Source organism: Streptomyces sp. MUM 2J (assembly GCF_022414535.1).
In the GTDB taxonomy this organism is placed as follows: Bacteria; Actinomycetota; Actinomycetes; order Streptomycetales; family Streptomycetaceae; genus Streptomyces.
In genome coordinates this window covers 141888-163516 of sequence record NZ_JADWYM010000003.1, presented here as the reverse complement: position 1 = coordinate 163516, position 21629 = coordinate 141888, and the positions used below count along the sequence as shown (strand labels likewise).

At 74.3% G+C, this 21629-nt stretch carries 21 protein-coding genes; 11 read left to right on the top strand and 10 right to left on the bottom strand.

What is annotated here, in order from left to right; genetic code table 11:
* Positions 1 to 90: 90 nt before the first annotated feature.
* A complete protein-coding gene (locus I3F54_RS04230) occupies positions 91 to 675 on the top strand; it encodes a hypothetical protein (protein ID WP_240117204.1) in 585 nt (194 codons plus the stop codon).
* Positions 676 to 802: 127 nt separating this feature from the next.
* On the opposite strand, the gene I3F54_RS04225 is transcribed toward I3F54_RS04230, so the two are convergent.
* On the bottom strand, positions 803 to 1732 hold the full coding sequence (locus I3F54_RS04225; RefSeq protein WP_240117203.1) for a hypothetical protein: 930 nt from the start codon (positions 1730 to 1732) through the stop codon (positions 803 to 805).
* On the opposite strand from I3F54_RS04225, the gene I3F54_RS04220 reads away from it, so the two are divergent.
* Positions 1704 to 5978 (top strand): cation-translocating P-type ATPase, encoded by a 4275-nt coding sequence (locus tag I3F54_RS04220; RefSeq protein ID WP_240117202.1) that lies wholly within the window; start codon positions 1704 to 1706, stop codon positions 5976 to 5978. The two genes, I3F54_RS04225 and I3F54_RS04220, sit on opposite strands and share 29 nt — an antisense overlap.
* Before the next feature lie 109 nt (positions 5979 to 6087).
* Here I3F54_RS04220 and I3F54_RS04215 read toward each other — a convergent pair whose 3' ends face one another.
* On the bottom strand, positions 6088 to 7473 hold the full coding sequence (locus I3F54_RS04215; RefSeq protein ID WP_240117201.1) for an FAD-dependent oxidoreductase: 1386 nt from the start codon (positions 7471 to 7473) through the stop codon (positions 6088 to 6090).
* Positions 7474 to 7689: 216 nt separating this feature from the next.
* On the opposite strand from I3F54_RS04215, the gene I3F54_RS04210 reads away from it, so the two are divergent.
* Positions 7690 to 8274, top strand: a complete 585-nt coding sequence (locus I3F54_RS04210) for a DUF6214 family protein (RefSeq protein WP_374205849.1) — start codon at positions 7690 to 7692, stop codon at positions 8272 to 8274.
* Positions 8275 to 8497: 223 nt separating this feature from the next.
* On the opposite strand, the gene I3F54_RS04205 is transcribed toward I3F54_RS04210, so the two are convergent.
* The 4 genes from I3F54_RS04205 to I3F54_RS04190 all read right to left on the bottom strand — a co-directional run bounded on the left by I3F54_RS04205 (position 8498) and on the right by I3F54_RS04190 (position 11747).
* Positions 8498 to 9196, bottom strand: coding sequence for a TetR/AcrR family transcriptional regulator (locus I3F54_RS04205; protein WP_240117200.1), 699 nt, complete (start codon positions 9194 to 9196; stop codon positions 8498 to 8500).
* Between the two features lie 334 nt (positions 9197 to 9530).
* Positions 9531 to 9818 (bottom strand): DUF1232 domain-containing protein, encoded by a 288-nt coding sequence (locus I3F54_RS04200; RefSeq protein WP_240117199.1) that lies wholly within the window; start codon positions 9816 to 9818, stop codon positions 9531 to 9533.
* 122 nt (positions 9819 to 9940) lie between these two features.
* On the bottom strand, positions 9941 to 10624 hold the full coding sequence (locus I3F54_RS04195; RefSeq protein ID WP_240117198.1) for a phosphatase PAP2 family protein: 684 nt from the start codon (positions 10622 to 10624) through the stop codon (positions 9941 to 9943).
* A gap of 238 nt (positions 10625 to 10862) precedes the next feature.
* Positions 10863 to 11747: an NAD-dependent epimerase/dehydratase family protein gene (locus I3F54_RS04190; RefSeq protein ID WP_240117197.1), complete on the bottom strand. Its 885-nt coding sequence runs from the start codon at positions 11745 to 11747 to the stop codon at positions 10863 to 10865.
* A gap of 111 nt (positions 11748 to 11858) precedes the next feature.
* Here I3F54_RS04190 and I3F54_RS04185 point away from each other — a divergent pair, with 111 nt between their 5' ends.
* Positions 11859 to 12431 (top strand): TetR/AcrR family transcriptional regulator, encoded by a 573-nt coding sequence (locus I3F54_RS04185; protein ID WP_240117196.1) that lies wholly within the window; start codon positions 11859 to 11861, stop codon positions 12429 to 12431.
* A 179-nt stretch (positions 12432 to 12610) separates the two neighbouring features.
* Here the strand turns inward: I3F54_RS04185 and I3F54_RS04180 are convergent, their stop codons facing one another.
* Together I3F54_RS04180 and I3F54_RS04175 are read right to left on the bottom strand one after the other, a co-directional pair.
* Positions 12611 to 13546, bottom strand: a complete 936-nt coding sequence (locus I3F54_RS04180; RefSeq protein WP_240117195.1) for a M56 family metallopeptidase — start codon at positions 13544 to 13546, stop codon at positions 12611 to 12613.
* Positions 13547 to 13708: 162 nt separating this feature from the next.
* Positions 13709 to 14101 (bottom strand): VOC family protein, encoded by a 393-nt coding sequence (locus I3F54_RS04175; protein ID WP_240117194.1) that lies wholly within the window; start codon positions 14099 to 14101, stop codon positions 13709 to 13711.
* Between the two features lie 71 nt (positions 14102 to 14172).
* Here I3F54_RS04175 and I3F54_RS04170 point away from each other — a divergent pair, with 71 nt between their 5' ends.
* Positions 14173 to 14706 (top strand): GNAT family N-acetyltransferase, encoded by a 534-nt coding sequence (locus I3F54_RS04170; protein ID WP_240117193.1) that lies wholly within the window; start codon positions 14173 to 14175, stop codon positions 14704 to 14706.
* A gap of 15 nt (positions 14707 to 14721) precedes the next feature.
* On the opposite strand, the gene I3F54_RS04165 is transcribed toward I3F54_RS04170, so the two are convergent.
* The gene (locus I3F54_RS04165; RefSeq protein WP_240117192.1) at positions 14722 to 15405 is read right to left on the bottom strand and encodes a glycerophosphodiester phosphodiesterase family protein; all 684 of its coding nucleotides are present in this window, start codon (positions 15403 to 15405) and stop codon (positions 14722 to 14724) included.
* 230 nt (positions 15406 to 15635) lie between these two features.
* Here I3F54_RS04165 and I3F54_RS04160 point away from each other — a divergent pair, with 230 nt between their 5' ends.
* The 3 genes from I3F54_RS04160 to I3F54_RS04150 are packed head-to-tail and all read left to right on the top strand — an operon-like array spanning position 15636 to position 18888.
* The gene (locus tag I3F54_RS04160; protein ID WP_240117191.1) at positions 15636 to 17033 is read left to right on the top strand and encodes a DUF6421 family protein; all 1398 of its coding nucleotides are present in this window, start codon (positions 15636 to 15638) and stop codon (positions 17031 to 17033) included.
* A 41-nt stretch (positions 17034 to 17074) separates the two neighbouring features.
* Positions 17075 to 17821, top strand: a complete 747-nt coding sequence (locus I3F54_RS04155) for an SDR family oxidoreductase (protein ID WP_240117190.1) — start codon at positions 17075 to 17077, stop codon at positions 17819 to 17821.
* On the top strand, positions 17818 to 18888 hold the full coding sequence (locus I3F54_RS04150; RefSeq protein WP_240117189.1) for a low specificity L-threonine aldolase: 1071 nt from the start codon (positions 17818 to 17820) through the stop codon (positions 18886 to 18888). Before I3F54_RS04155 ends, I3F54_RS04150 begins: the two co-directional genes overlap by 4 nt.
* Before the next feature lie 335 nt (positions 18889 to 19223).
* Here I3F54_RS04150 and I3F54_RS04145 read toward each other — a convergent pair whose 3' ends face one another.
* Positions 19224 to 19952, bottom strand: coding sequence for a 1-acyl-sn-glycerol-3-phosphate acyltransferase (locus tag I3F54_RS04145; RefSeq protein ID WP_240117188.1), 729 nt, complete (start codon positions 19950 to 19952; stop codon positions 19224 to 19226).
* A gap of 317 nt (positions 19953 to 20269) precedes the next feature.
* On the opposite strand from I3F54_RS04145, the gene I3F54_RS04140 reads away from it, so the two are divergent.
* Genes I3F54_RS04140 through I3F54_RS04135 form a run of 3 tightly spaced genes read left to right on the top strand, consistent with a single transcriptional unit; the run spans position 20270 to position 21431 of the window.
* Positions 20270 to 20713 carry a thioredoxin family protein gene (locus tag I3F54_RS04140; RefSeq protein WP_240117187.1) on the top strand — a complete coding sequence of 148 codons (444 nt, stop codon included), beginning with the start codon at positions 20270 to 20272 and terminating at the stop codon, positions 20711 to 20713.
* Positions 20710 to 20877, top strand: coding sequence for a putative leader peptide (locus I3F54_RS32475; protein WP_374205848.1), 168 nt, complete (start codon positions 20710 to 20712; stop codon positions 20875 to 20877). The genes I3F54_RS04140 and I3F54_RS32475 overlap by 4 nt, the downstream gene beginning before the upstream one ends.
* Positions 20878 to 20921: 44 nt before the next feature.
* Entirely contained in the window at positions 20922 to 21431 is a 510-nt protein-coding gene (locus I3F54_RS04135; protein ID WP_240117186.1) for a flavin reductase family protein, read from the top strand.
* Positions 21432 to 21629 lie beyond the last annotated feature (198 nt).

The following is a 21629-nucleotide window of genomic DNA, read 5'->3' as shown; positions in this document are numbered from 1 at the left end:
GGCGGAGGACTCGTCCTGAGCATCCCCCGCCCGCCGCCCGTATGGGAGGACGCCCGGGATGTTCGCGTGCTCACGAGGAGGAACCCTTCGATGGCGTTCCGAGGTCCGAAGGTGTGGCTGTGGCGCTGGCGGCGCAATCCCCTCAAGCGCCGCGCCGACAAGGTGGAGGCCTGGGTGCTGCTGGGCACCTGGACGGTCACCGTCCTCGTCGGGGTGCTCGCGGGCCTGGCGACCGCGCGGACCGTCGAGCAGGGGCTCGCGCGGGAGCGGGCCGAGGCGCGGCTCGTCACCGCCCACCTCACCGCGCGGGCGCCCGGGCGGCCGACCTCACAGGACGGGGACTCCGGCGGCGAGCGGGTCTGGGCGCAGGTGGAGTGGACCGCTCCGAACGGCTCCGCCCGCTTCGGACAGGTCCGAACCGCGCCCGGCACCCCCGTCGGCACGCCGGTCGCCCTCTGGACGGATCCCCGGGGCCGTCTGGTGACCAAGCCCGCCACCGCCGAGCAGGCCCGGCTCCGCTCCGGGCTCGTCGGCGCCCTGGGCGGCATCAGCGCGGCAGCCGTTCCGTGCGCCGCGGGTCACGCCCTGCGCCGGCGCCTGGAGTGGCGGCGTCTGGACCAGTGGGACGTGGCGTGGGCGCGCTTCGATCCGCTGTGGCGGGGGCGCACCGGCTGACGGCGTCGGCGGCCTTTCGACGCCTGCGCCATGCCCGCCCGCCGCGGACACGGGTGACGGCGCTCCAGCGGGGAACTCGGCAGGTCCAGGAGCCGATCTGCTCGGGAGGCGAGTGAGCCATGGCACCTCAGGAGACTTCGTCCGGCCTGCCGCAGCCACTGCGGGCCACGGTCTCGGTGCTGCACAGGATCCCGGGGGCCGGAACGGCCGGCCGGGCGGCCGGGGGAGCCCTGGCCGCCGTCGAGCGCGTGTCCCCGCGTCGGCGCAGGCTGGCGGTGTACACCGGCGCCGGGGTGCTCGGCGTCGCGGGCGTGGTGGAGTGGCCGGTGGCCCTGACCGGCGCGGCCGTCGCCTGGTTGACACAGGCACGGTCGCGGGAGCACGGCAGCGGGGACGAGGGCGCGGCCGCGTCCGCCACGGGCTCCGTGGGCCAGCCCGCGGCGCGGGCCGAGCGGGCCCGGATCCGCGCGGCTCGCAGGACCAAGGCCGAGGCGATGGTGTCGACGGCCGGCGGCGGCAGCACGGCCAGAACCTCCACGGCCGCCGCCAGGAAGTCCGTCCCGGGAACGGCCACCGCGAGCAGGACCACGCCGAGCACCACCACCACGAGCAGGACCCCCGCGGGAACGGGAACGGGAGCGGCGAGCCGGTCGGCCACGGGGACCGGCACACGCGGGGCGAGCGGGTCCACCGGGGGAACCGGCCCGCGTACCGCGAGGAAGACCGCCGCAGGAGCCGGAGCGGCGAGCCGGTCGACCACCGGGGCGGGCACTTCCACCACCGGGACGCCACGGCGCGCCGCGAAGAAGAGCACCGCGGCGGGCGGGTCCGCCACCGGGACGAAGAGGACCGCCTCCACCGCCTCGGCGAAGCCCGCGGCCGCCGGGGCCCGCGCCCGGACCGGCGCCACCCCCACGGCGACCCGGTCGTCCGGTTCCCGCACCGGCCGGCCCGCGTCCCGATCGGGGCACGCCGCGGCGGCGGGCGGCACCGGTCCGGCCGCCGGTGACGGCAGCTGAGGTGGTCCGATGACACCGGGGCTGCCGAGGGAGGTCACGGCGGCCGTGTCCGGGCTGGTCCTGGCGGGCCCCCGGTTGCTGGTGCGCGGCGCGGCGCCCGCCGTCGGCCTGGCCGCCGGTGCGGTGGCCGGGACGGCGCGGGCCGGGGTGCGGAGCGCCGACGCCGCGGTCAGGGTCGGCCGGGTCGCCCGCAGCGCGCTGCCGGGCGCGGGCGGCGACTGGAGGGCGGGCCGGCGGGCGCACCTCGCTCTGCAGCCACGGGAGCCGGAGCAGGAACGGGTGCGCCGGGAGGGCGGGACGGAGTCGGTGGCCCGACGGGTGGCCGCCACCCTGGACCGGCGGCCCGATGTCGCCTACGCCTACTGGGACGGCGGGCTGAGACGGCTCGTGGTGGCCGCGGCGGACGACGAGGTCACGGACCGGATCCTCGACCGGGCCGCTGAGCTCGCCCGCCGTCACGGGCTCGGGTCGACGGACGAGTCCGTGGAGGAATTCGCCCATCCCGGGGACGCCACGGGTGTACGCACCGCCGCGCTGGCGCTGCTCGCCGACGTGCTGGGCGCAGCCGCCGCCCTGTCGGCGTACGCGCTGCGCATCCCGCCCGCGCCGCGGCGGGTGACCGCGGTCGTGACCCTGCTGCGGGAGAACCCCCGCTTCCGCTCCTGGCTGCGGGCCCGCGTCGGGCCCTCCCACCGGGACCTGCTGCTGGCCGCCGCGAACGCCGCCGCCCACGGAGCCAGCCAGGCACCGTCCGCCCTGCTGCTGGACGCGGCGCTGCGCGCACTCCAGCTGGCGGAGACCGTCGCGCGTGCCGCCGCCTTCGACGCGGACCACGACCTGCTGTGCGCGCCCGACCGCGAGGACGTCGCCGCCAACGCCCGTACGCGCCCGCCGCTGCGCACCACCCCGGCCCAGGAGTACGCGGCCCACGCCGGCACCGGCAGTCTGCTCGGCGCCGCCGCGACCCTGCTGGTCAAGCACGACACGGAGGAGGCGGCCGAGGCGGTGCTGGCCGGCTCGCCCCGGGCCGCCCGCTACGGACCCGCCTCCTTCAACGCCGTCCTGGGCTGCGCGCTCGCCGGAACGGGCGTCCTCGTGCGCGACACCGACCGGCTCCGGCAGCTGGAGACGGCCCGGACGCTGGTCCTGCACCCGAGCGCGCTGTCCGGGCCGGGCACCGGCCCCGACCCGTGGGCCGAGGCGGTCCTGGACGCGGCACGGCGGGCAGGGCTGCGCGTGGTGGTCGGCGAGCACCCCGCGCTGGAGGACCTCGCCGGCCTCGCCGACCACGTCGTCCGCGCCGGCCGGCCGTTCGAGGAAGCGGTCACCGCCCTGCGCGGGCGCGGCGGGGTCGTCACGGTCGCCCGCCCCGGCTCCGCCGGTGACACCGGCATCCTGGCCGGGCTGCTCGCGGGCGACCTGGCCGTGGACCTCGCCGACCGGCACGCGGCCGTGGTGTGGGGCGCGGACGTGGTGGCCCCGCACGGGCTCGCCGACGTGTGGCGGCTGCTGACGGCCGTGCCGGCGGCGCGTGCGGTGGGGCGCCGCTCGAAGACCCTGGCCCGTTCGGGCGCCGCCCTGTCCGGCCTGCTGGTCGCCGTCGGAACGGCCCGCCGGGGCCGGCATCCGCCGCTGCCGGCGCCGCGGCAGGCGCCGGTCGACGCGAGCGCGGCGGTGGCCCTGGTGTCGGGCGCCAGGGCCGCCCTGGGTGTGGCCCTGGCCCGCCCGCCGCAGCCGCGGGCCCGGGTGGCCTGGCACGCCCTGGACGCCGGCGCCGTGCGGGACCGCATCGAGCGGCGGACCGAAGCCCACCCCGCCCCGTTGACGGAGGCGGCCGGGCGGATGCGGCATGCGGCCGGGACCGCGGGCGGCCTCCCTCCGCTGGCCCCGGCGCGCTGGACGGTACGGCTGGCGCGGGCGGTGCGGGAGGAGCTGGACGACCCGCTCACGCCGGTGCTCGCGGTCGGCTCGGCGGCGTCCGCGATGCTCGGCTCCGCCGTGGACGCCCTGCTGGTGCTCGGAGCGCTCGACCTCAACGCCCTGGTGGGCGGTGTGCAGCGGGTGCGGGCCGAGCGGGCGTTGGCCGGGCTGCGGGCGGAGCAGAAGAGGAAGGCGCGCGTCGCCGCCGGACGGGGGACGCGGACCGTGGACGCCGCCGGGCTGGCCCCGGGGGCCGTGATCGAACTCAAGGGCGACGACGTCGTCCCCGCCGATGCGCGTCTGCTGTGGGCGGACGGCCTGGAGGTGGACGAGTCGGCCCTGACGGGCGAGTCCCTGCCGGTCGGCAAACGCCTCGACCCGGCGCCGCACGCCCCGGTGGCCGAACGGCACTGCATGGTCTTCGAGGGCACCACCGTGGTGGCCGGGCAGGCCCGCGCGGTCGTCGTGGAGACCGGCGAGCGCACCGAGGCGGCGCGGGCCGTCTCCCTGGCAGCCCGCACCCCGCCCGCCGCCGGGGTACAGGCTCGGCTGCGGGAACTGACCTCCACGGCCGTGCCGTTGACGCTGGCCGGAGGCGCCGCCGTGACCGGTCTCGCACTGCTGCGCGGCACCCCGATCCGCCGGGCGGTGAGCGGGGGAGTGGCGGTGGCCGTGGCGGCCGTGCCCGAGGGGCTGCCGCTGGTGGCGACCGTGGCGCAGCTGGCGGCGGCCCGCCGGCTGAGCAGCCGCGGGGTCCTGGTGCGGGCCCCGCGCACCCTGGAGGCGCTGGGCCGGATGGACACCGTCTGCTTCGACAAGACGGGCACCCTCACCGAGAACCGGCTGCGGCTGGTGCGGGCCACCGACGCCGGTGGAGCCGAGGCGGACGGGGCCGTGCTGCGCACGGCGGCGCGGGCCTGCCCCCGGCTGAACGGGGATGCGGGCGGGACGACGCACGCCACCGACCGGGCGATCCTGGCCGCCGCCGGCCGTGACCCGCGGTGGCTGCAGAGCGAGGGGCGCCCGTTCGAGGCGGGCCGCGGGTACGCCGCCGCCGTGGGCCGTACCCGGGACGGCGAACGCCTGCTGGTGGTCAAGGGCGCCCCGGAGACCGTCCTGCCGGCCTGCCCGGGCCTGCCGGAACGCGCCGCGGAGACCGCCCGGGCCCTGGCCCGGGACGGGCTGCGGGTCCTGGCGGTCGCCCAGCGCCGCCCGGACGCCGCGGAGGAGGACGCGGACATCCTGGAACGGCCTCTGCGCGGTCTGGAGTTCATGGGCCTGGTCGCGTTGGCCGACGTGCCCCGGGAGACCTCCACGGCGCTGGTGCGAGGACTGCGCGAGGCGGGCGTGCGACCGGTCATGCTGACCGGTGACCATCCGCAGACCGCGCGCGCGATCGCCGTCCAGCTGGGCTGGCCGGGGGACACCGGCGTCGTCACGGGGGACGAACTGGCCGCCGCCGACCGGGCGGCACGCTCGGACATGCTGCGCGACGCCGGTGTGGTGGCCCGGGTCGCGCCCGAGCAGAAGCTCCAGGTGGTGGAGGCGCTGCGGGACGCCGGCCGGGTCGTCGGGATGGTCGGCGACGGCGCCAACGACGCGGCGGCCATTCGTGCCGCCGACATCGGCGTGGGCATCAACGCCCGGGGTTCGGCCGCCGCCCGCAACGCCGCCGACCTGGTGCTCACCGACGAGGACCTGGGAGCCCTGGTGGAAGCGGTGGGCGAGGGCCGTGCGCTGTGGCACAGCGTCGCCGACGCGATCGCCATCCTCGTCGGCGGCAACGCGGGCGAGGTCGCCTTCGGGGTCCTCGGCACCCTGCTCGGCGGCGCGGCACCCCTGTCGACCCGTCAGATGCTGCTGGTCAACCTGTTCACGGACCTGTTCCCGGCGATGGCTGTCGCCGTCACCCCGCGGCAGGACACTGCCGCCGCCCGGAGCGACACCTCCCCGGGGACCTCGCTGCTCGGCACGCCGTTGCTGGCGCAGATCCGCCACCGGGCCATGACCACCTGTCTGGGTGCGGTGGCGGCCTGGCTGTTCGGCCGTCTCACCCCGGGCACGCGGCGCCGCTCCACCACGATGGCGTTGTGCGCGGTGGTGGGCACCCAGCTCGCGCAGACCCTCGCGGACCGCCGCGGCAGCAGGCTGGTCCGCGGTACCGTCCTCGGCTCGGCGGCGGTCCTCGTCCTGCTGGTGCAGACCCCGGGGGCGAGCCGCTTCTTCGGCTGCACGCCCCTGGGACCGCTGGCCTGGGCGGGCGTCGCCGTGGCGATCGCTCTCGCCGTGACGGGGCAGCGGGCGCTGCCGAGGCTGGAGCGGACGGTGCTCCGCCTCGGCCGGGCGGCGGCCCCCGCCCACTGACCCGCTGACACCACCGCGCCGGACCTCCGACGTGGAGCTGCACCCCGGCTTGGCGGGCATCGCGGGGCCCGCCGCCGTGTGTCCTGTCCGCCGGGCACCCCCGCCGCCGCTACCTGCCCGACCGCGCCGCCGCCAGCAGGGACTCCCAATCGGGCAGCTTGACCACGCCACGCCCCAGTGAGGCGCCCAGCCGCTCCTCGGCCCGCTCGATGGCGAGCCAGCCCGCCCAGTCGACCGGCTCCGCCCCCTCCGCACGCAGGGCGCCGACCGGATCGCCGGGCAGCCCGCGCGCCGCGAGCGCGGGAGCGTCCGCCAGCAGCGAGGTCACCGTCTCCTTGGCACAGGGGCGGTTGCTGCCGATGACACCCGTCGGGCCGCGCTTGATCCAGCCGGCCACGTACCGGCCCGGGACCGCCGCCCCCTCGTGCACCACCCGCCCGGCCAGATGCGGGACCGTTCCGTGCTCCGCGTCGAACGGCAGCCCCTCCTGCGGCACCCCGCGATAGCCCACCGACCGCAGCACCAGCTCGGCGTCGATCTCCTCGAACCGGCCGGTGCCCCGCACGCCGCCGCGTCCACGTCCGTCCGGCGCCGTCCGCTCGAACCGCACGGCGCCCACGCGGCCCTTCTCGGGCTCCCCGCCCGGCCCGCCGGACGACGGCCCCCCGCCGGCCAGCAACTCGACCGGACGCAGGAAGAACCGCAGGTGAATGTGGCGCGGTGCGCCCCGGCGCGGCCGGCCCGCCCACTCTCGCAGCACCTCCACGTTCCGGCGCTGCGCGGCCGGCAGGCCGGACGGGTCGGCGTACTGCGGGTCCAATGCCAACTCCTCCGGGTCCACCATGACTTCGGCGTCCGGCAGGGAACCGAGCTCACGCAGCTCCTTGGTGGTGAAACGGGCCTGGGACGGTCCGCGCCGGCCCACCATGTGGATGTCGGTGACCCGGCTCGCGGCCAGCGCGGCGAGCGCGGCCTGCGGCATGTCGGTGCCGCTCAGCTCGTCCGCGCCCCGCGCCAGGATCCGCGTCACGTCGACTGCCACGTTCCCGGCGCCGATCACCACCGCCGCGCGGGCGCCGGCGACGAACCCGCCGGGCGGGGCGTCCGGGTGAGCGCTGTACCAGGACACGAACCGGGTCGCCGACCAACTGCCCGGCAGATCCTCGCCCGGCACGCCCAGCCGGCGGTCGGTGGCGGCACCCACGCAGTAGACGACCGCGTGGTAGAGCTCCGCGAGCCGTTCCGCCGGGACACCTCCGGCGCCGACGTGGACACCGCCGAGGAAGCGGACCCGCGGCTCCTGGAGGACCGTCCGCAGACTGTTCTGCAGCGACTTGATCTTCTCGTGGTCCGGCGCCACCCCGTAGCGGACCAGTCCGTACGGGCACGGCAGCCGGTCCAGGACGTCGACGAGCACCTCGGAGTCCTGCTCGAGCAGGCTCTGGGCGGTGTAGACCCCGCTGGGCCCGGAGCCCACGACGGCGACACGGAACACGGCACGACTCCTTACCCAGGGGGCACGGGGCGGCCCGGGGGGCCGAAGAGCGCTGTCGCCTCCAGCATCGCACCGGGTGCGCTGCGCTGACAGAGTGCCGGGTGTGTCGACGGCGTGCGTGTCCGTTCGTATGGAATGTGATCATGCGGTTACGTTGCGTGTGTGCTAGAAGCATCCTTTCTTAATCTTTCTGATCGGTCCGGGACGGACGGTGCCGTGTCCGTGCGGCCCGCGTGGGAAGTGCAGGAGGAGGGCGGCGCGACCTCGTGGTTCCAGGTCCGGCTGGCGTTCCCCGACGGAGCCCGGGTCGACGCCCTCGCCGTGGTGTCCGCCGGCTGCGTGCGGCTCGAGGACGTCCGTGCCCAGCCCGCGCTGTCCCTGGACGACCTGACCGTGCTCGCGGACTGGATCGAGGAGCCCCTGTTCGAGGCGTGCGGCGTCGACCCCGGCCGCACGGACGGAACGGATCGGCCGGACGGGGCGGGTGGGGTGGAACCCGGCGACACACAGGATCTGCGCTGGGGCGACGGAGCGGGCGACACGGACGACGCGGCCGACGCCTGCGGGACGGACGGCGCCACCGGTGAGCCCGGTGCCGGGCGCCGGGCCCGCCCTGCCTGGCCGCGCGGCATCGAGGGCCGCTGGCTGGTCGCCCAGGAGTACCGCGCGGCGCAGGAGGACGGCCTCGACCCGGTCCTCGCGGTGATGTGCGTGACCGGCCACAGCCGGCGCAGGTCCCTGCGTCTGATCGCCCAGGCGCGCGACGCCGGCTTCCTGACGCCACGTCACGCCCGGCGCTGAGCCGGCAGGGCGCCCCGGGCGCGGGGTGCCCTGCCGGGCCCTCGTACGGCCCCTCCGGCCCGCGCGCCCAGGTCCGGCCCACGCCTCGGCGCCCGGCCCGCGGGTGCGGGGTTCGCCTCGCGGATTCACCACGTCGTACCGGGGCGCCGAGCGACGGCAACCGGGAGCCGGGGTTGGCGCGCGTCCGGCCGCCGGCCGGCGTGCTCGCCGCCCCGCCGGCCGCCTAGCCTTCGCCTGGTCCGGAGCCCTTCGGCTGCTCGCAGGTCTTCCCACCGGTCGAGAAGAACCGGGACAGATCCGACCGGCACGCCCCGCCGGAGGCCGGCGGGGCGTCCTGCGGGAGCCCCAGCCGCCGGTCGAGCCGATAGCGGGCGAACAGCTCGGACCGCATCGCGGCGAACGCCATCGGCACGTTCGGCAGCACCATCGCGTACACGGCGCCCATGAGGTGCGAGCGCAGCATGGGATAGTCGGCGTCGACGTCACCGGAGCCGTGCCGGGCGACGGTGTCCCGCAGCAGTTCCGCCAGCCGCTTCTGCTCCGGGCACTGCACGAACCCCTCGGCCTGCAGCAGCCCGGCCATGTGCTGGCGCATCAGTACGGTCCGGTCGCGGGCCAGCCCCAGGATCGCGTCGATGGCCCGCGCCATGCGCTCGCTGCCGTCGTCGGTGTGCGGTTCGCGCTCCAGCGCCTCCTCCAGCGTGCGGTGCATCAGCCGGTGCACCGCCGACTGCACGAGCTGGCGCTTGCCGGGAAAGTAGTACGACACCAGGCCGCGCGCCGATCCCGCCCGGTCGGCGATGTCGCTCAGCGTCGTCGCCTCGTAGCCGCGCTCGTTGACCAGCTCGACCGCCGCCTGCAGCAGCCGCTCCCGGGAACGCCGCCGCAATTCTGCGTTGACCGAGGCGCTGCGCGGGGACATGCTGTAACTCCTGCGTTGACTGGCTGCCAGCCAACTATACTCAGCGCGTGTCGGCCGGCCCTTTCGTGGGCATGGTCGTTCTGCCGCCCGTCTCGGGCGACGCGGGGGATCGTCCGAGACGGGCTTTCACTTCCCCTGATGGTGGCCTTGGGCTACGACGGCCGGGGTCAGGTCGAACGCAGCTTCGACGGTGCGGCGGACGTACCGGCGCGCTCTCCGGCTGCGGGCCGGGGACGCTCCTGGGAGATCAACCCGGTGGCGGGGAGCCTCTCCGCACGGTGGATCTCCTTTCCTCTGGGGTGGCCCCGGGAGAGGTCGTGGTGCGGGCGGCGGGCTATCCCGTCGTGATCCCGGCGCGCCGGGCCGCCCTGTTCATCGAGTGCAGGGCGGCGAAGAGGATGCCGATGTCGTCGAGGTAGATCGGATCGGGCAGCAGGTCGACCGGCCAGATCGTGTAGACGATCGACGCCCAGAACGCGAACTTGTTCTGGAACGGCACTTCCTCGCCGCCCAGCAGCCGGAAGCTCTTCCTCAACCTGAGGGTCAGGGTGATCACCACCCCCAGCATCGCGATGACGGCCAGACCGCACGCGATGACGGCCAAGTAGATCCAGTCGTCCACTGTTTCTCCCGTTTCCCCCGTTTTCGCTCACCGTGTCACCACGGTAGCGGCCGGCGATCCGGGTGTCAGCGGGTCCGCCTGGTGTCGTGGGGAAGGGCGAGGGCGGCGGCAGGGGGCGCCGTTCACGCCCGCCGCGGGTGGACGGCCACCGCCAGCGCCACGACGAGTGCCCCCAGCAGCCAGCCGCCCACCACGTCCGACAGCCAGTGCACGCCCAGCCACACCCTGGTCGCGCCGACACCCACGACGGAGACGGCGGCGACCGCGAACGCGGTACGGCGCACGCGGCGGCCCGCCCCGTACCGGTGCACGAGCCACAACAGCAGCCCGCAGACGACCGTTGCCGTCATGGCGTGCCCGGACGGGAAGGCCGCGTACCGCGCGGAGTCGACGGGGTCCGGCCAGGTGGGGCGGGGCCGTCCCACCGCGGCCTTGAGTCCCTGTTCGGCCAGGATCGCCAGGTCACAGGTGACCACCAGCCACACGGCCGTGAGCCAGGCGGCGTACCGCCACACCAGCCACACCGCCGCGAGGGTGGCGGCGAGCCGCATCGTCCAGGGGTCCCACACCCAGTCGGTGAGGATGCGAACGGCGTGCGTGAGCCCCGGGTCGTCCGTGGCCCACCGGTGGGTGGTGCGGGCGACGCGGGTGTCGGTCTCGATCAGTGGCCGCCACCCCAGCGCGACCAGCGACGTCAGCATGCCCGCGCCGAGAAACGGCGCGATTCCCGCACCCAGCGCGGTGCGCCGTCCCTCGCCGCGGTGAGGAGGCGGGGCGGCGGGCGGGGCGGCGGGCGGGGCGTCCATGGGCCGATTCTCCCCGACCGGCGGGGTGGGGGCCGAGGCGGGGCGCCGGGTGGCGGTCCCCCCGGGGTGCGCTCACCCGGTCGTGCCGGGTCCGGAACGTTCGCGGCTCGCCCGCGGCGTCCCGGGACCGGGGCCCTGCGGCCCGTGGCTCCGAAGTCCCGGGGTTTCGCCGCGGCCGGTCCCGGGCCGACGGAGGGGCCGTCCGGGTGGGCCGGTGCCGGCCCGTGGTGAACCGGCGTCAGCCGGTGGTGAAGTAGTGGCCCTCGTCGAGGTCGGCGATCAGACCGGGCCGCAGGGGTTCCCAGCCCAGCAGCCGACGGGTCGCCTCGGTGGGCATCGTGAGGTCGAGCGTGATGAACGGGAAGCCCCTGAAGTGGTCGGCGGCCTGCTCGGTCGGGATGCTCACGGCCGGGACGTCCAGGTGGCGGCCTATCGTCTCGGCGATCTCCCGCACCGTGACGCCCTCTTCGGCGGCGGCGTACAACTGCGAGCCCGCCGGGGCCTTCTCCAGCGCCAGCCGGTAGAGGCGCCCGACGTCCAGGACGTGGCCGGCGGGCCACCGGTTGGCCCCGTCGCCGGCGTATCCGGACACGCCCGTGTCGCGGGCGATCCTGATCAGTGTGGGAACGAACCCGGCCTTGTCACGTGTGCTGTGCGTGACGGGAGGGACGGCGACGAGGACGGTCCGCACGTCCGCTTCGGAGTACGCGTGGATCGCGCGCGCCACGGCGGAGCGGGGGTTGGCGTCGATGGCCGCGTCGCGCCGCGCATCGCCGGTGGGGGTCAGGCCCACGCCGACGAAGGCCTTGCCGGTGCCGGTCAGCACCTCGCCGACGGCCCGCACCGCGGCCAGGTCGGCGGCCACGGCATCGCCGAACCTCCCGGCGGCGATGGCCGCGTGGTCGAAGGCGAGGTGGACGACCGCGTCCGCGTCGGCCGCGGCCTGCCGCAGGCCGTCGAGGTCGGCGAGGTCACCGCGGCGTACCTCGGCGCCCAGGGCCCGCACGGCCGCGGCCGAGGAATCGGACCGGGCCAGGCCGGCGACCTCGTGTCCGGCCTGGATCAGTTCGGGCACGACGGCCGACGCGATGTGACCGGCGGCGCCGGTGACGAAGACTCGCATGATGAGGCCTCCTGGAGGGGTCGCCCCACCTGGCGGGGCGGAGTGATGTGACTTGGTACCGTCACTATAGTCCGAGTGACGGTACCAAGTCACATCACTTATGCTGGCGGCATGGCCCGATGGGAACCGAACGCCAGGCAACGGCTGGTGCGCGCCGCACTCGACCTGTTCGCCGAGCAGGGGTACGACGCCACCACCGTCAAGGAGATCGCGGACCGAGCCGGTCTGACCAAGACCACCTTCTTCCGGCACTTCCCCGACAAGCGCGAAGTGCTCTTCGCCGGCCAGGACCTGCACGCCCGGCTTCTCGCCGACGCGATCACCGGGGCACCCGCCCCGGCCACGCCCCTCGAGGCCGTCGCCGCGGGCCTCGACGCGATGGCCGCCACCTTCACCGATGACCGCCGGGAGTTCAGTGCCGTGCTGCGTCCGGTCATCGCCGGTCACAGCGAACTGCAGGAGCGTTCGGCCCTGAAGCGGGTCAAGCTGGCCGGGGCCGTGACGGACGCGCTCCACGGGCGCGGCGTGCCCGAACCGGCCGCGAGCCTCGCGGCCGAGATCGGCCTCCGTGCCTTCGACCGTGCCTTCGGGGAGTGGGCCGATCCGGCGGGACGCGAGACGCTCACGGACCTCACCCGCCGCGCCCTCGACGAGCTCCGCACCGCGATGGCCGCCCTCGACTAGGGGGTGCTTCGAACGTCCGGTGCGGTGCTGTGCGGGACTTTCGCAACACCCCCCAGCGCCGCGGCGGGTGACGTTCGCCCGTGAAGGAGCGGCGTCCTGCGCGTGTTCCGGAGGTCCCCCTCCTGCTCGAAGAGCTGGGGGAGCGCAGGGCGTGAGCCCTCGCCAGTCTGCGACCGGCCTCAGCCGAGCGCCCGCAGACCCGGTACGAAGGTCACCAGCAGCGGCACCACCGGCACCAGCGCAGCGGTCGCCGTCAGGCGCAGGCGGTGGGCCGGGGCGAGCCGGGCCGGCGCGGTGAGCAGGCGGTCCACCCGCTGCGGGACGTGCGCCTGCGGGGCGGGGCAGGGGCCGAACACGCCCCGGTCCTCGTTGAGTTCGACCAGTGCCAGGGCGGTGGTGAGCCGCCCGAAACGGCGCGAGGCCATGTCGTCGGCGGCGAGTTCGACCAGCCGGTGCATCTCGTCCCGGAACGCCGCGAACACCGGCACCCGCGGGAACCCGCCGGCCAACGCGGAGGAGCAGTGCAGCAGCCAGTCGTGCCGGGCCCGCGCATGCCCCTGCTCGTGCGCGAGCACGGCGTCCAGCTGCCGCCCCCTGAGCCGGCGGAGCGCGGCGGTGGTGATGACGAGCCGGGGGGACGTGCCCGGCAGCCACCAGGCGTCGGGCCGTTCGCCCTCCAGGACGACCAGCCGCCCGCTGCCCGCTTCCTCACCGGGCAGCAACGGGGCACGCAGCCGCAGTTCGGCCCGGCGCAGCCGCCGGCGCGCCCGGGCGCGCACGACCTCGCGGACGAGCATCGCCGCGCTCCACATCCCGCCGCAGGCGAGCGCCACGGCGGTGGCCGCCGCCCACGGGCCGTTCGTGCCGAGCGCGTAGGCCTCCACGACCGCGTGCGGCGCGGGGGCGAAGAGATGGCCGCGGACCGCCTGCCAGGCCGCGGCGGCGCTGAGCGTCATGGACAGTGCGCAGCACAGCAGGACGGCCGTGACGACACACTGCCACATCCACAGGGCGACGACCGGTTCGCGGTCCGGCCAGTCGGCGCGGGCGAGCAGCCGGGGGGCCGTGACGGCGGTCAGGGTACCGAGCAGCAACAGGACCGCGGGGACCATCATGCCCAGCACCCTACGAGGGGCGGGCCGCCCCGGGGTACGGATCGTCACGCCAAGTGACGCAGGCCACGACCCCGCGGTCGGAGGGCGGCCCGCCCTCCGACCGCAGGGTCGCCCATCTGCGCCTCACCGACGCCGGCCGGGCCGGAGGTCCCGCAGCGGGGCTCAGATCCCGGGACGATGGCGCAGCGGATGGTCCGCCGGGACCTCGACCAGGACGATCTGCGTGCCGTCGGGGTCCGCGATCCACATCTCCACCAGGCCCCAGGGTTCCTTCAGCGGAGCCCGCAGGATCTCCACGCCTTGGGTCAGCAACTCCGCGTGGGCCGCCGCCACGTCCTCGACCTGCAGCCACAGCCGCACGGCCGGGGAGGGCGGTGCGTCGGAGCGGCCGGAGAGCTCCAGGAAACCACCGCCGAGGAAGTAGACCGTGCCGCGCTCGGGCCCCGTGCCGAACTCCCGGTACACGGCGAGCCCGAGTTGGGTGCCGTAGAAGGCGCGGGAGCGCTCCGGGTCGGTGGGGCGCAGGAGTGTCCGGCTGCTGAGAACGTGCACCATGCATCCGGAGCCTAGTGGCAGGGTTACCCTCGTCCCGGCCCCGAGCCCCCGAACGTAGGGAGAAGCACCCCATGGAGTCCCCCGCACTGACCTTCCGCGACGCCACCGGCGCCGACGTGGACGAGCTGGTCGCGCTGATCGAGTCGGCGTACCGAGGCGACGCCAGCCGGGCCGGGTGGACCACCGAGGCCGACATACTCGACGGGCAGCGCACCGACCCGGAGGGCGTACTGGAGGTGATCAGGTCACCGGACAGCCGGCTGCTCACGGTCGAGCAGGACGGCGAGGTCGTCGCCTGTTGCCAGCTCGAACACCGCGGCGCCCACGCCTACTTCGGCATGTTCGCGGTACGGCCGTCCCTCCAGGGCGCCGGGCTCGGCAAGGTGATCATCGCGGAGGCGGAGCGGCAGGCCCGCACCGCCTGGGGTGCGACGGAGATGCACATGACCGTGATCTCCGTCCGGGAGGACCTGATCGCCTGGTACGAGCGGCGCGGCTACCGCCGTACGGGCCGGACGAGTCCCTTCCCGTACGGCGACGAGCGCTTCGGTCTGCCGCGCCGCCCCGACCTGCGCTTCGAGCTGCTGGTCAAGCCGCTGGGCTGACCCGGGACGCGGCACTCACGCGGTGAAGCGGCCGGTGCGCTTGATGTCCGGATAGTCCGTGGTCGCGCCGTCCAGCTCCAGGGCGCGGACGAGGCGCAGATGCTGCTGCGTGTTCACCACCCAGGCGCACACCCGCAGCTCCGCCTTGCGCGCCCGCTCCACCACTTCCAGCGTGAGGCGCTGGATGTCCAGGCAGACGGTCGCGGCGCCCACGGCGACCGCGCGGTCGACCACTTCGGGTCCGTAGTGCTCGGCCACCAGCGCGGTGCGCGCCCCCGGCACGAGCCGGGCGATCTCCGCGATCGCCTCGTCGTGGAACGACAGCACCTCCACCCGCTCGGCCAGGTTCCGTTCCCGCATCACCGCGGCCAGCGTCCGCGCGGCGCGCACGTCCTTGATCTCGGCCTGGAGCGGTGCGCGTACGGCGTCCAGGACCTCCTCGAAGACGGGGATCCGCTCTCCGTGCCCCGCGTCCAGCGTGCGCAGTTCCTCCAGGGTCTTCTCGGCGATGGGGCCGCTGCCGTCCGTGGTGCGGTCCACGTCCGTGTCGTGCATGACGACCAGCGCGCCGTCCTTGCTCAGGTGCAGGTCGAGTTCGATGACGTCCAGCCCGCCGCGCTCGGCGGCGGCGAAGGAGCGCAGGGTGTTCTCGGGCTCGACGCCCATGACTCCGCGGTGACCGATGGTGAGGAAGTTCAAGGTGGCCTCGCTTCCGTCGACGGCAGTCGGGCCGCAGCCTAGTCGCCCTTCCCACGATGCACCCGGATGTGCGCGGGCGCGCGGAAGCATCCCTTCCCGGACCCTCTGGCAGGAAAACCTGCGGTGAAGGCCGGGGGTCCGCAGGATAATTTCCTGATACTCCTCTTGCTGGAAGAAACCGCATATGCCTACGGTGTCCTTACGCGAGCTTCTCCCGTGGAGGATGGGACATGACGGAAATTCTTGTGCAGGTGGGTTCGGGGGAGCAGGTTCCTCCGGTGAGCAGGGTGGTCGAGAACCCCGCCTGGCCCCGGCTCAAGGATGCCGTGGAGCAGATCCGGCCCTGGCAGTCGAAGGACGGCTCGATCGACTTCGAGGCCGACGGCGCGCCGGCCCGTGCCGACGCGGAGGCCGCGCTGCGCCGGGTGATCGAGGCCGTGCAGGAGCTGTCCCCGCTGCTGCCCCACGACGCCGCCTACCACGAGGCTCTGGCCAAGGACCTCCAGCGGTGGTCCGAGGGCGGTTTCGAGGTGCCCGACTTCCTCGACTCGCTGCTCGCCTTCCAGCCCGCCGCCCGCCGTGCGGACGGCCTGCAGCACCTGGTCGTCTTCCCGATGTACACCCAGAACGGCAACCCCGACCGCAACCTGGAGGCGGTCGTGCTGCGCATGGTCTGGCCCGAGTGGCTGGCCGAGCTGGAGCGCACCCGCTACGACAACCCGTTGTTCTGCGGCATCACCTTCGAGGACTTCACGGCCGGCTACGACACCAACTCCGCCGTCCTCTTCCCCGAGACGATCGCGGTCCGCGAGGCGCCGGAACGCTTCTCCTGGGGCGGCATCTTCTGCGACCGCGAGGCCGCCCGCTTCCGCCGCGTCACCGACGCCGCCGTCGGCATCCTCGGCCTGGAGCTGCCCGAGGACATCGCCGCGATGGTCCACGACCAGAAGCGCTGTGAGGAGGCCTTCGTCCTGTGGGACATGGTCCACGACCGCACCCACAGCCACGGCGACCTGCCGTTCGACCCCTTCATGATCAAGCAGCGCCAGCCGTTCTGGATGTACGGCCTGGAGGAGCTGCGCTGCGACCTCACCGCCTTCAAGGAGGCCGTGAAGCTGGAGGCCGACGGCGTCCCGCAGGCCCGTGACGTGCAGTACGCCGTGCTGTTCGACCGGATGTTCCGCTTCCCGGTCACCGGCGACCGCGTCCGCAACTACGACGGGCTCGGCGGCCAGCTGCTCTTCGCCTACCTGCACAAGCACGACGTGGTGCGCTGGACCGACAACAAGCTGTCCATCGACTGGCAGCGCGCCCCGCAGGTCACCAACGAGCTGTGTGCCGAGATCGAGAAGCTCTACCGCGACGGCATCGACCGCCCCAAGCTGGTCCACTGGTTCGCCGGCTACGAGCTGGTCTCCGCCTACCTCTCCCCGCACCCCGGCTCGACGTGGGCCAAGGGTCCCGACGCCCTCGACCTGTCCCTGCCCCCGCGCAAGCTCGTCGATGACGTGCTTCCTGACGAGTTTCCGCTGAGCATGTTCTATGAGGCCCTGTCCAAGAAGCTGAAGAACGTGATCGCCCAGACGAAGGGCATCACCGCGGACAGCGCCGAGCAGGTCGCCGCGTGAGCGACCGGCGTACCGAGAACACTGCTCAGGAGGCGAGGAACATGGGGAACGGGGCTCTCAGGGGTGCGGTGATCGCGGTCGCCGGCGCGGGCGGGCCCGCCGGCCGGGCGGCCCTGCTCCGGCTGGCGGAGGCCGGCGCCGTCGTCGTCGGCGCCGACAACGACCCGGAGCGGCTGGCGGAGGCCGTGGACGCGGCGCGCTACGCCTCCGGCGGCGCGACCGTCACCGGCGAGACCGTCGATCTGCTCGACCTGGAGGCCACCCGCGACTGGGCCACCCGCACCGAGAAGGAGTTCGGCCGCGTCGACGGCCTGGTCCACCTCGTCGGCGGCTGGCGCGGCAGCGAGACCTTCACCAAGACCAGCCTGGACGACTGGGACTTCCTGGAGCTGCTGCTCATCCGCACCGTCCAGCACACCTCCCTGGCCTTCCACGAGGCGATCCAGCGCAGCGACCGCGGCCGGTACCTGCTCATCAGCGCTGCGGGCGCGAGCCGGCCCACCGCGGGCAACGCCGCCTACGCCGCGGGCAAGGCCGCCGCCGAGGCGTGGACGCTGGCGATGGCCGACTACTTCCGCAAGGCCGGGGGCGAGCAGGGGCCCACGTCGGCGGCTGCCATCCTGGTGGTGAAGGCGTTGGTGCACGACGCGATGCGCGCCGATCGCCCCAACGCGAAGTTCGCGGGCTTCACAGACGTCAAGGACCTTGCCGAGGCGATCGTCGGCGTCTGGGACAAGCCCGCCGCGGAAGTGAACGGACAGCGTCTGTGGCTCACCGAGAAGCCGTGAACCCCCCGAAGACCGACGCCCGCCGCCACCACGACCCCGAGGTGCGCGGATTCGCCAGCGACAACTACGCGGGGGCGCACCCGGAGGTGATGGCCGCCCTGGCCCTGGCCAACGGCGGTCACCAGGTCGCGTACGGCGAGGACGTCTACACGGAGAACCTCCAGCGGATCATCCGCAGCCATTTCGGTCCCACGGCGGAGGCCTTCCCGGTCTTCAACGGCACCGGCGCCAACGTCGTCGCGCTCCAGGCGGTCACCGACCGCTGGGGCGCGGTGATCTGCGCCGAGAGCGCCCACATCAACGTCGACGAGGGCGGAGCCCCCGAGCGGATGGGAGGTCTGAAGCTGCTCACCGTGCCCACGCCGGACGGCAAGCTCACCCCTGAGCTGATCGACCGGCAGGCCTGGGGCTGGGAGGACGAGCACCGCGCGATGCCGCAGGTGGTCTCGATCACCCAGAGCACCGAGCTGGGCACGCTCTACACGCCCGAGGAGATCCGCGCGATCTGCGATCAGGCCCACGCCCACGGCATGAAGGTGCACCTGGACGGTTCCCGGATAGCCAATGCGGCGGCCTCGCTGGACGTGCCGATGAGGACGTTCACCAACGCCGTCGGCGTCGACATCCTCTCCCTCGGCGGGACGAAGAACGGCGCGGTGTTCGGCGAGGCGGTCGTCGTCATCAACCAGGACGCCGTACGGCGGATGCGGCACCTGCGGAAGCTGTCGATGCAGCTGGCGTCCAAGATGCGCTTCGTCTCGGTGCAGCTGGAGGCGCTGCTGGCCAAGGACCTGTGGCTGCGCAACGCGCGCCACGCCAACGAGATGGCCCAGCGACTGGCCGAGGGCGTCCGCGCCGTGCACGGCGCGGAGATCCTCTACCCGGTCCAGGCCAACGCTGTCTTCGCCAAGCTCCCGAACGAGGTGAGCGAGCGCCTGCAGAAGCGATTCCGCTTCTACTTCTGGGACGAGGCGGCAGGCGTGGTCCGCTGGATGTGCGCCTTCGACACGACGGCGGACGACGTCGACGCGTTCGTGGCGGCACTGAAGGAGGAGATGGCGCGCTAGCCCGTGTTGCACAGATATGTGATCACCTGTAGAGCCATTGAAGCGCGGGTGATCGCATTCCCATGCCCGCCGGCATGCGGCTGATCCAGGAAGATCCGACCGGTCGCACCTCCGGCGTCGATCCCCGCCACGCTCCGAGGCGGGCCCACGGCACCGCCGTCGCGCCGCAGACGGAACCCGCCGCGAGCCCGGGGCCCCGCAGTCCGCTCGACGGAGGACAGGGGCCTCCCGGGGCGGACATGCCCTCCGCCCCGGCGGTTCACCGCGCGGACCGGTCCGGCCGGGGACCCGGCCGACGCCTTCGGCGAGTGTCCCGGCCCGGGGCGACCGTCGGGTCAGCCCGCCTCCGCCGCCCGTACCTGGTCCGGTGTGGGCGCCGTGCCCCCGAGGTGGGCGGGCATCCACCAGGTGTCGTCCTGCCCCTTGGGGCGTACGGGGTAGGCGCGCTGGGCGGCCTCCAGCAGTTCCTGCACCCGCTCGCGCAGCCGGCGGGTGATCGCCCCGGCGTACTGGTCGCGGGGGGCCTCCACCGGCTCGCCCACCCGGATGGTGACGGGGATGTGGCTGCGCTTGAAGTTGCGCGGGTGTCCCTTGGTCCACAGGCGCTGCGTGCCCCACACGGCCATGGGGATGAGCGGAACGCCCGCCTCCTGGGCCAGCCGGGCGGCGCCCGACTTGAAGCTCTTCAGCGTGAACGACGGCGAGATGGTGGCCTCCGGGAACACCCCGACGATCTCACCGGACCGCAGCGAGTCCAGCGCGTGGGCGTAGGCCGCCTCGCCCTGCTTGCGGTCCACCGGGATGTGCTTCATCCCGCGCATCAGCGGACCGGAGACCCTGTGCCGGAAGACGGACTCCTTGGCCATGAACCGCACGAGGCGCTTCTGGGGGAGCGCCGCGAGCCCGTTGAAGACGAAGTCGAGGTAGCTGATGTGGTTGCTGACCAGCACGGCGCCGCCCGAGCGGGGGATGTTCTCCGAACCACGGCAGTCGATCTTGAGGTCCCACACCTTGAACAGCGTGCGGGCGAAACCGATGACGGGACGGTAGACGAGCTCAGCCATGGGCGGGGCGGACCCTTCCTTCTTCTCTGCCATGCTTCTCTGTCAGGGACTCTGTGCCAGGGACCGGGTACCGGGCCGCTGTGCCAGGGACTCTCTGCCAGGGAAGGGGAACTCCCGGCGGGGAAAGTTACGCAGCCGTAGGTTCACGGCATGTCGCAGATCGTGCCCCAAGAACGCGCCGGGAGCCAGCCCGCGTGCCCCTCGGCGGCGAGATCCTCGTCACGTCGGTCCGCCGGTCGGCGGCGTGTCGCGCGCTCCGGGACCGCCTGTCCCGAGCCGGAACGGGCCCTCCTCGCCGTGCCCGGAACCCGGTACGGATGACGGACCGGTGGGCAGGGAAGGAAAGGAAGGAAGGGCGGGGCCGGCGCCGGGAGGGGCGGGGGACGGGTGCTGGAAGCGCGGGGACAGGTGACGGGAGCGGCGGGAGGGCGGCGGTGCACAGGCACGGCGAGGAGGAGCGGCTGACGGCGGCCGAGCTGGGCGCCGCCCTCGGCGAGCGCGCGAGCCTCGTGCAGTTCTCCAGCGCGTTCTGCGCCCCCTGCCGGGCCACGCGGCGGATCCTCGGTGAGGTGGCCGGCCTGGTCCCCGGCGTGGCGCACATCGAGATCGACGCCGAGGCCCGGCTGGAGCTGGTGCGTGACCTCGGTGTCCGCAGGACGCCGACCGTGCTGGTGCTCGACTCCGGCGGCCGCGTGGTGCGGCGTGCCGCCGGGCAGCCCCGCAAGGCCGACGTGATCGCGGCACTGGGCGAGGCCGTGTGAACCGCCCGGGGGTCCGAGTGAGCCATCTCCCACATCGCGGAACGTGCTTGACTGAGCACACTCACTATCGTCAGCCTGACCCTGTGCCTTCGGAACTCCTTCTCCACGGTCGCCTCCACGTCGACCTCGCCCGCACCGCGAGCGCGTGCTGTCCGGGCCGCTGAGCAGTCACGCATCCGCTCGTCATCCCCGGCAGAAGGACAACTCCATGACGGCCACGCCCGAACTGGCCACCCCGCACACCGCCTCTCCCGACCTCCTGCGCTCCGTCTTCCGGCGGCACGCCGCGGGAGTCGCCGTGATCACCGCGCGAGGAGCCGACGGCCCGGTCGGTTTCACCGCCACCTCCCTCACCTCCGTCTCCGCGGATCCCCCGATGCTGTCGTTCGGCATCGGCACCGGCGCCTCCAGCTGGCCCGCGATGTCGATGGCCGAGCACGTGGGCGTCCACATACTCGGTGAGCACCAGCAGGAGCTGGCCGCCACCTTCGCCCGCAGCGGCGCCGACCGCTTCGGCACCCCCACCAACTGGAACGAGGGTCCGCAGGGCGTGCCCGTCCTCGACGGCGTGCTCGCCTGGCTGGTGTGCCGCGTCGCCGCACGGGTGCCGGCCGGCGACCACCGCGTCGTGCTCGCCGAGGTCGTCATGGGCGATCCCACCGGCCCCGGTCGCCCCCTCCTCTACCACCAGGGACGATTCACCGCGCTGCGCGATTGATCACTCAACGGCCGTCCTGCACTCTCGTCGAGTTCCGGTTACGCTGCGTTGCAAAGGTCACAGTTCAAAGCGCTTGCTTAGCGGGCACGAACTGGGTGTACTGACGAGTAATATTTCGGCCGGAGCGCGGGTCGCCCCGGACCGGGATCGGCCGCTTACAGGCGCCTATGCTGCCTGCAGGCAGGCAGCCAGAAATGA

Bases quoted from the DNA above. Each gene is read 5' to 3' on its own strand.
- I3F54_RS04160 (WP_240117191.1), top strand. From the start codon at position 15,636: ATGACGGAAATTCTTGTGCAGGTGGGTTCGGGGGAGCAGGTTCCTCCG.
- I3F54_RS04140 (WP_240117187.1), top strand. From the start codon at position 20,270: ATGACGGACCGGTGGGCAGGGAAGGAAAGGAAGGAAGGGCGGGGCCGG.
- I3F54_RS04135 (WP_240117186.1), top strand. From the start codon at position 20,922: ATGACGGCCACGCCCGAACTGGCCACCCCGCACACCGCCTCTCCCGAC.
- I3F54_RS04185 (WP_240117196.1), top strand. From the start codon at position 11,859: ATGGCCCGATGGGAACCGAACGCCAGGCAACGGCTGGTGCGCGCCGCA.
- I3F54_RS04145 (WP_240117188.1), bottom strand. From the start codon at position 19,952: ATGGCTGAGCTCGTCTACCGTCCCGTCATCGGTTTCGCCCGCACGCTG.
- I3F54_RS04180 (WP_240117195.1), bottom strand. From the start codon at position 13,546: ATGATGGTCCCCGCGGTCCTGTTGCTGCTCGGTACCCTGACCGCCGTC.
- I3F54_RS04155 (WP_240117190.1), top strand. From the start codon at position 17,075: ATGGGGAACGGGGCTCTCAGGGGTGCGGTGATCGCGGTCGCCGGCGCG.
- I3F54_RS04230 (WP_240117204.1), top strand. From the start codon at position 91: ATGGCGTTCCGAGGTCCGAAGGTGTGGCTGTGGCGCTGGCGGCGCAAT.
- I3F54_RS04170 (WP_240117193.1), top strand. From the start codon at position 14,173: ATGGAGTCCCCCGCACTGACCTTCCGCGACGCCACCGGCGCCGACGTG.
- I3F54_RS04190 (WP_240117197.1), bottom strand. From the start codon at position 11,747: ATGCGAGTCTTCGTCACCGGCGCCGCCGGTCACATCGCGTCGGCCGTC.
- I3F54_RS04175 (WP_240117194.1), bottom strand. From the start codon at position 14,101: ATGGTGCACGTTCTCAGCAGCCGGACACTCCTGCGCCCCACCGACCCG.
- I3F54_RS04205 (WP_240117200.1), bottom strand. From the start codon at position 9,196: ATGTCCCCGCGCAGCGCCTCGGTCAACGCAGAATTGCGGCGGCGTTCC.
- I3F54_RS04195 (WP_240117198.1), bottom strand. From the start codon at position 10,624: ATGGACGCCCCGCCCGCCGCCCCGCCCGCCGCCCCGCCTCCTCACCGC.
- I3F54_RS04220 (WP_240117202.1), top strand. From the start codon at position 1,704: ATGACACCGGGGCTGCCGAGGGAGGTCACGGCGGCCGTGTCCGGGCTG.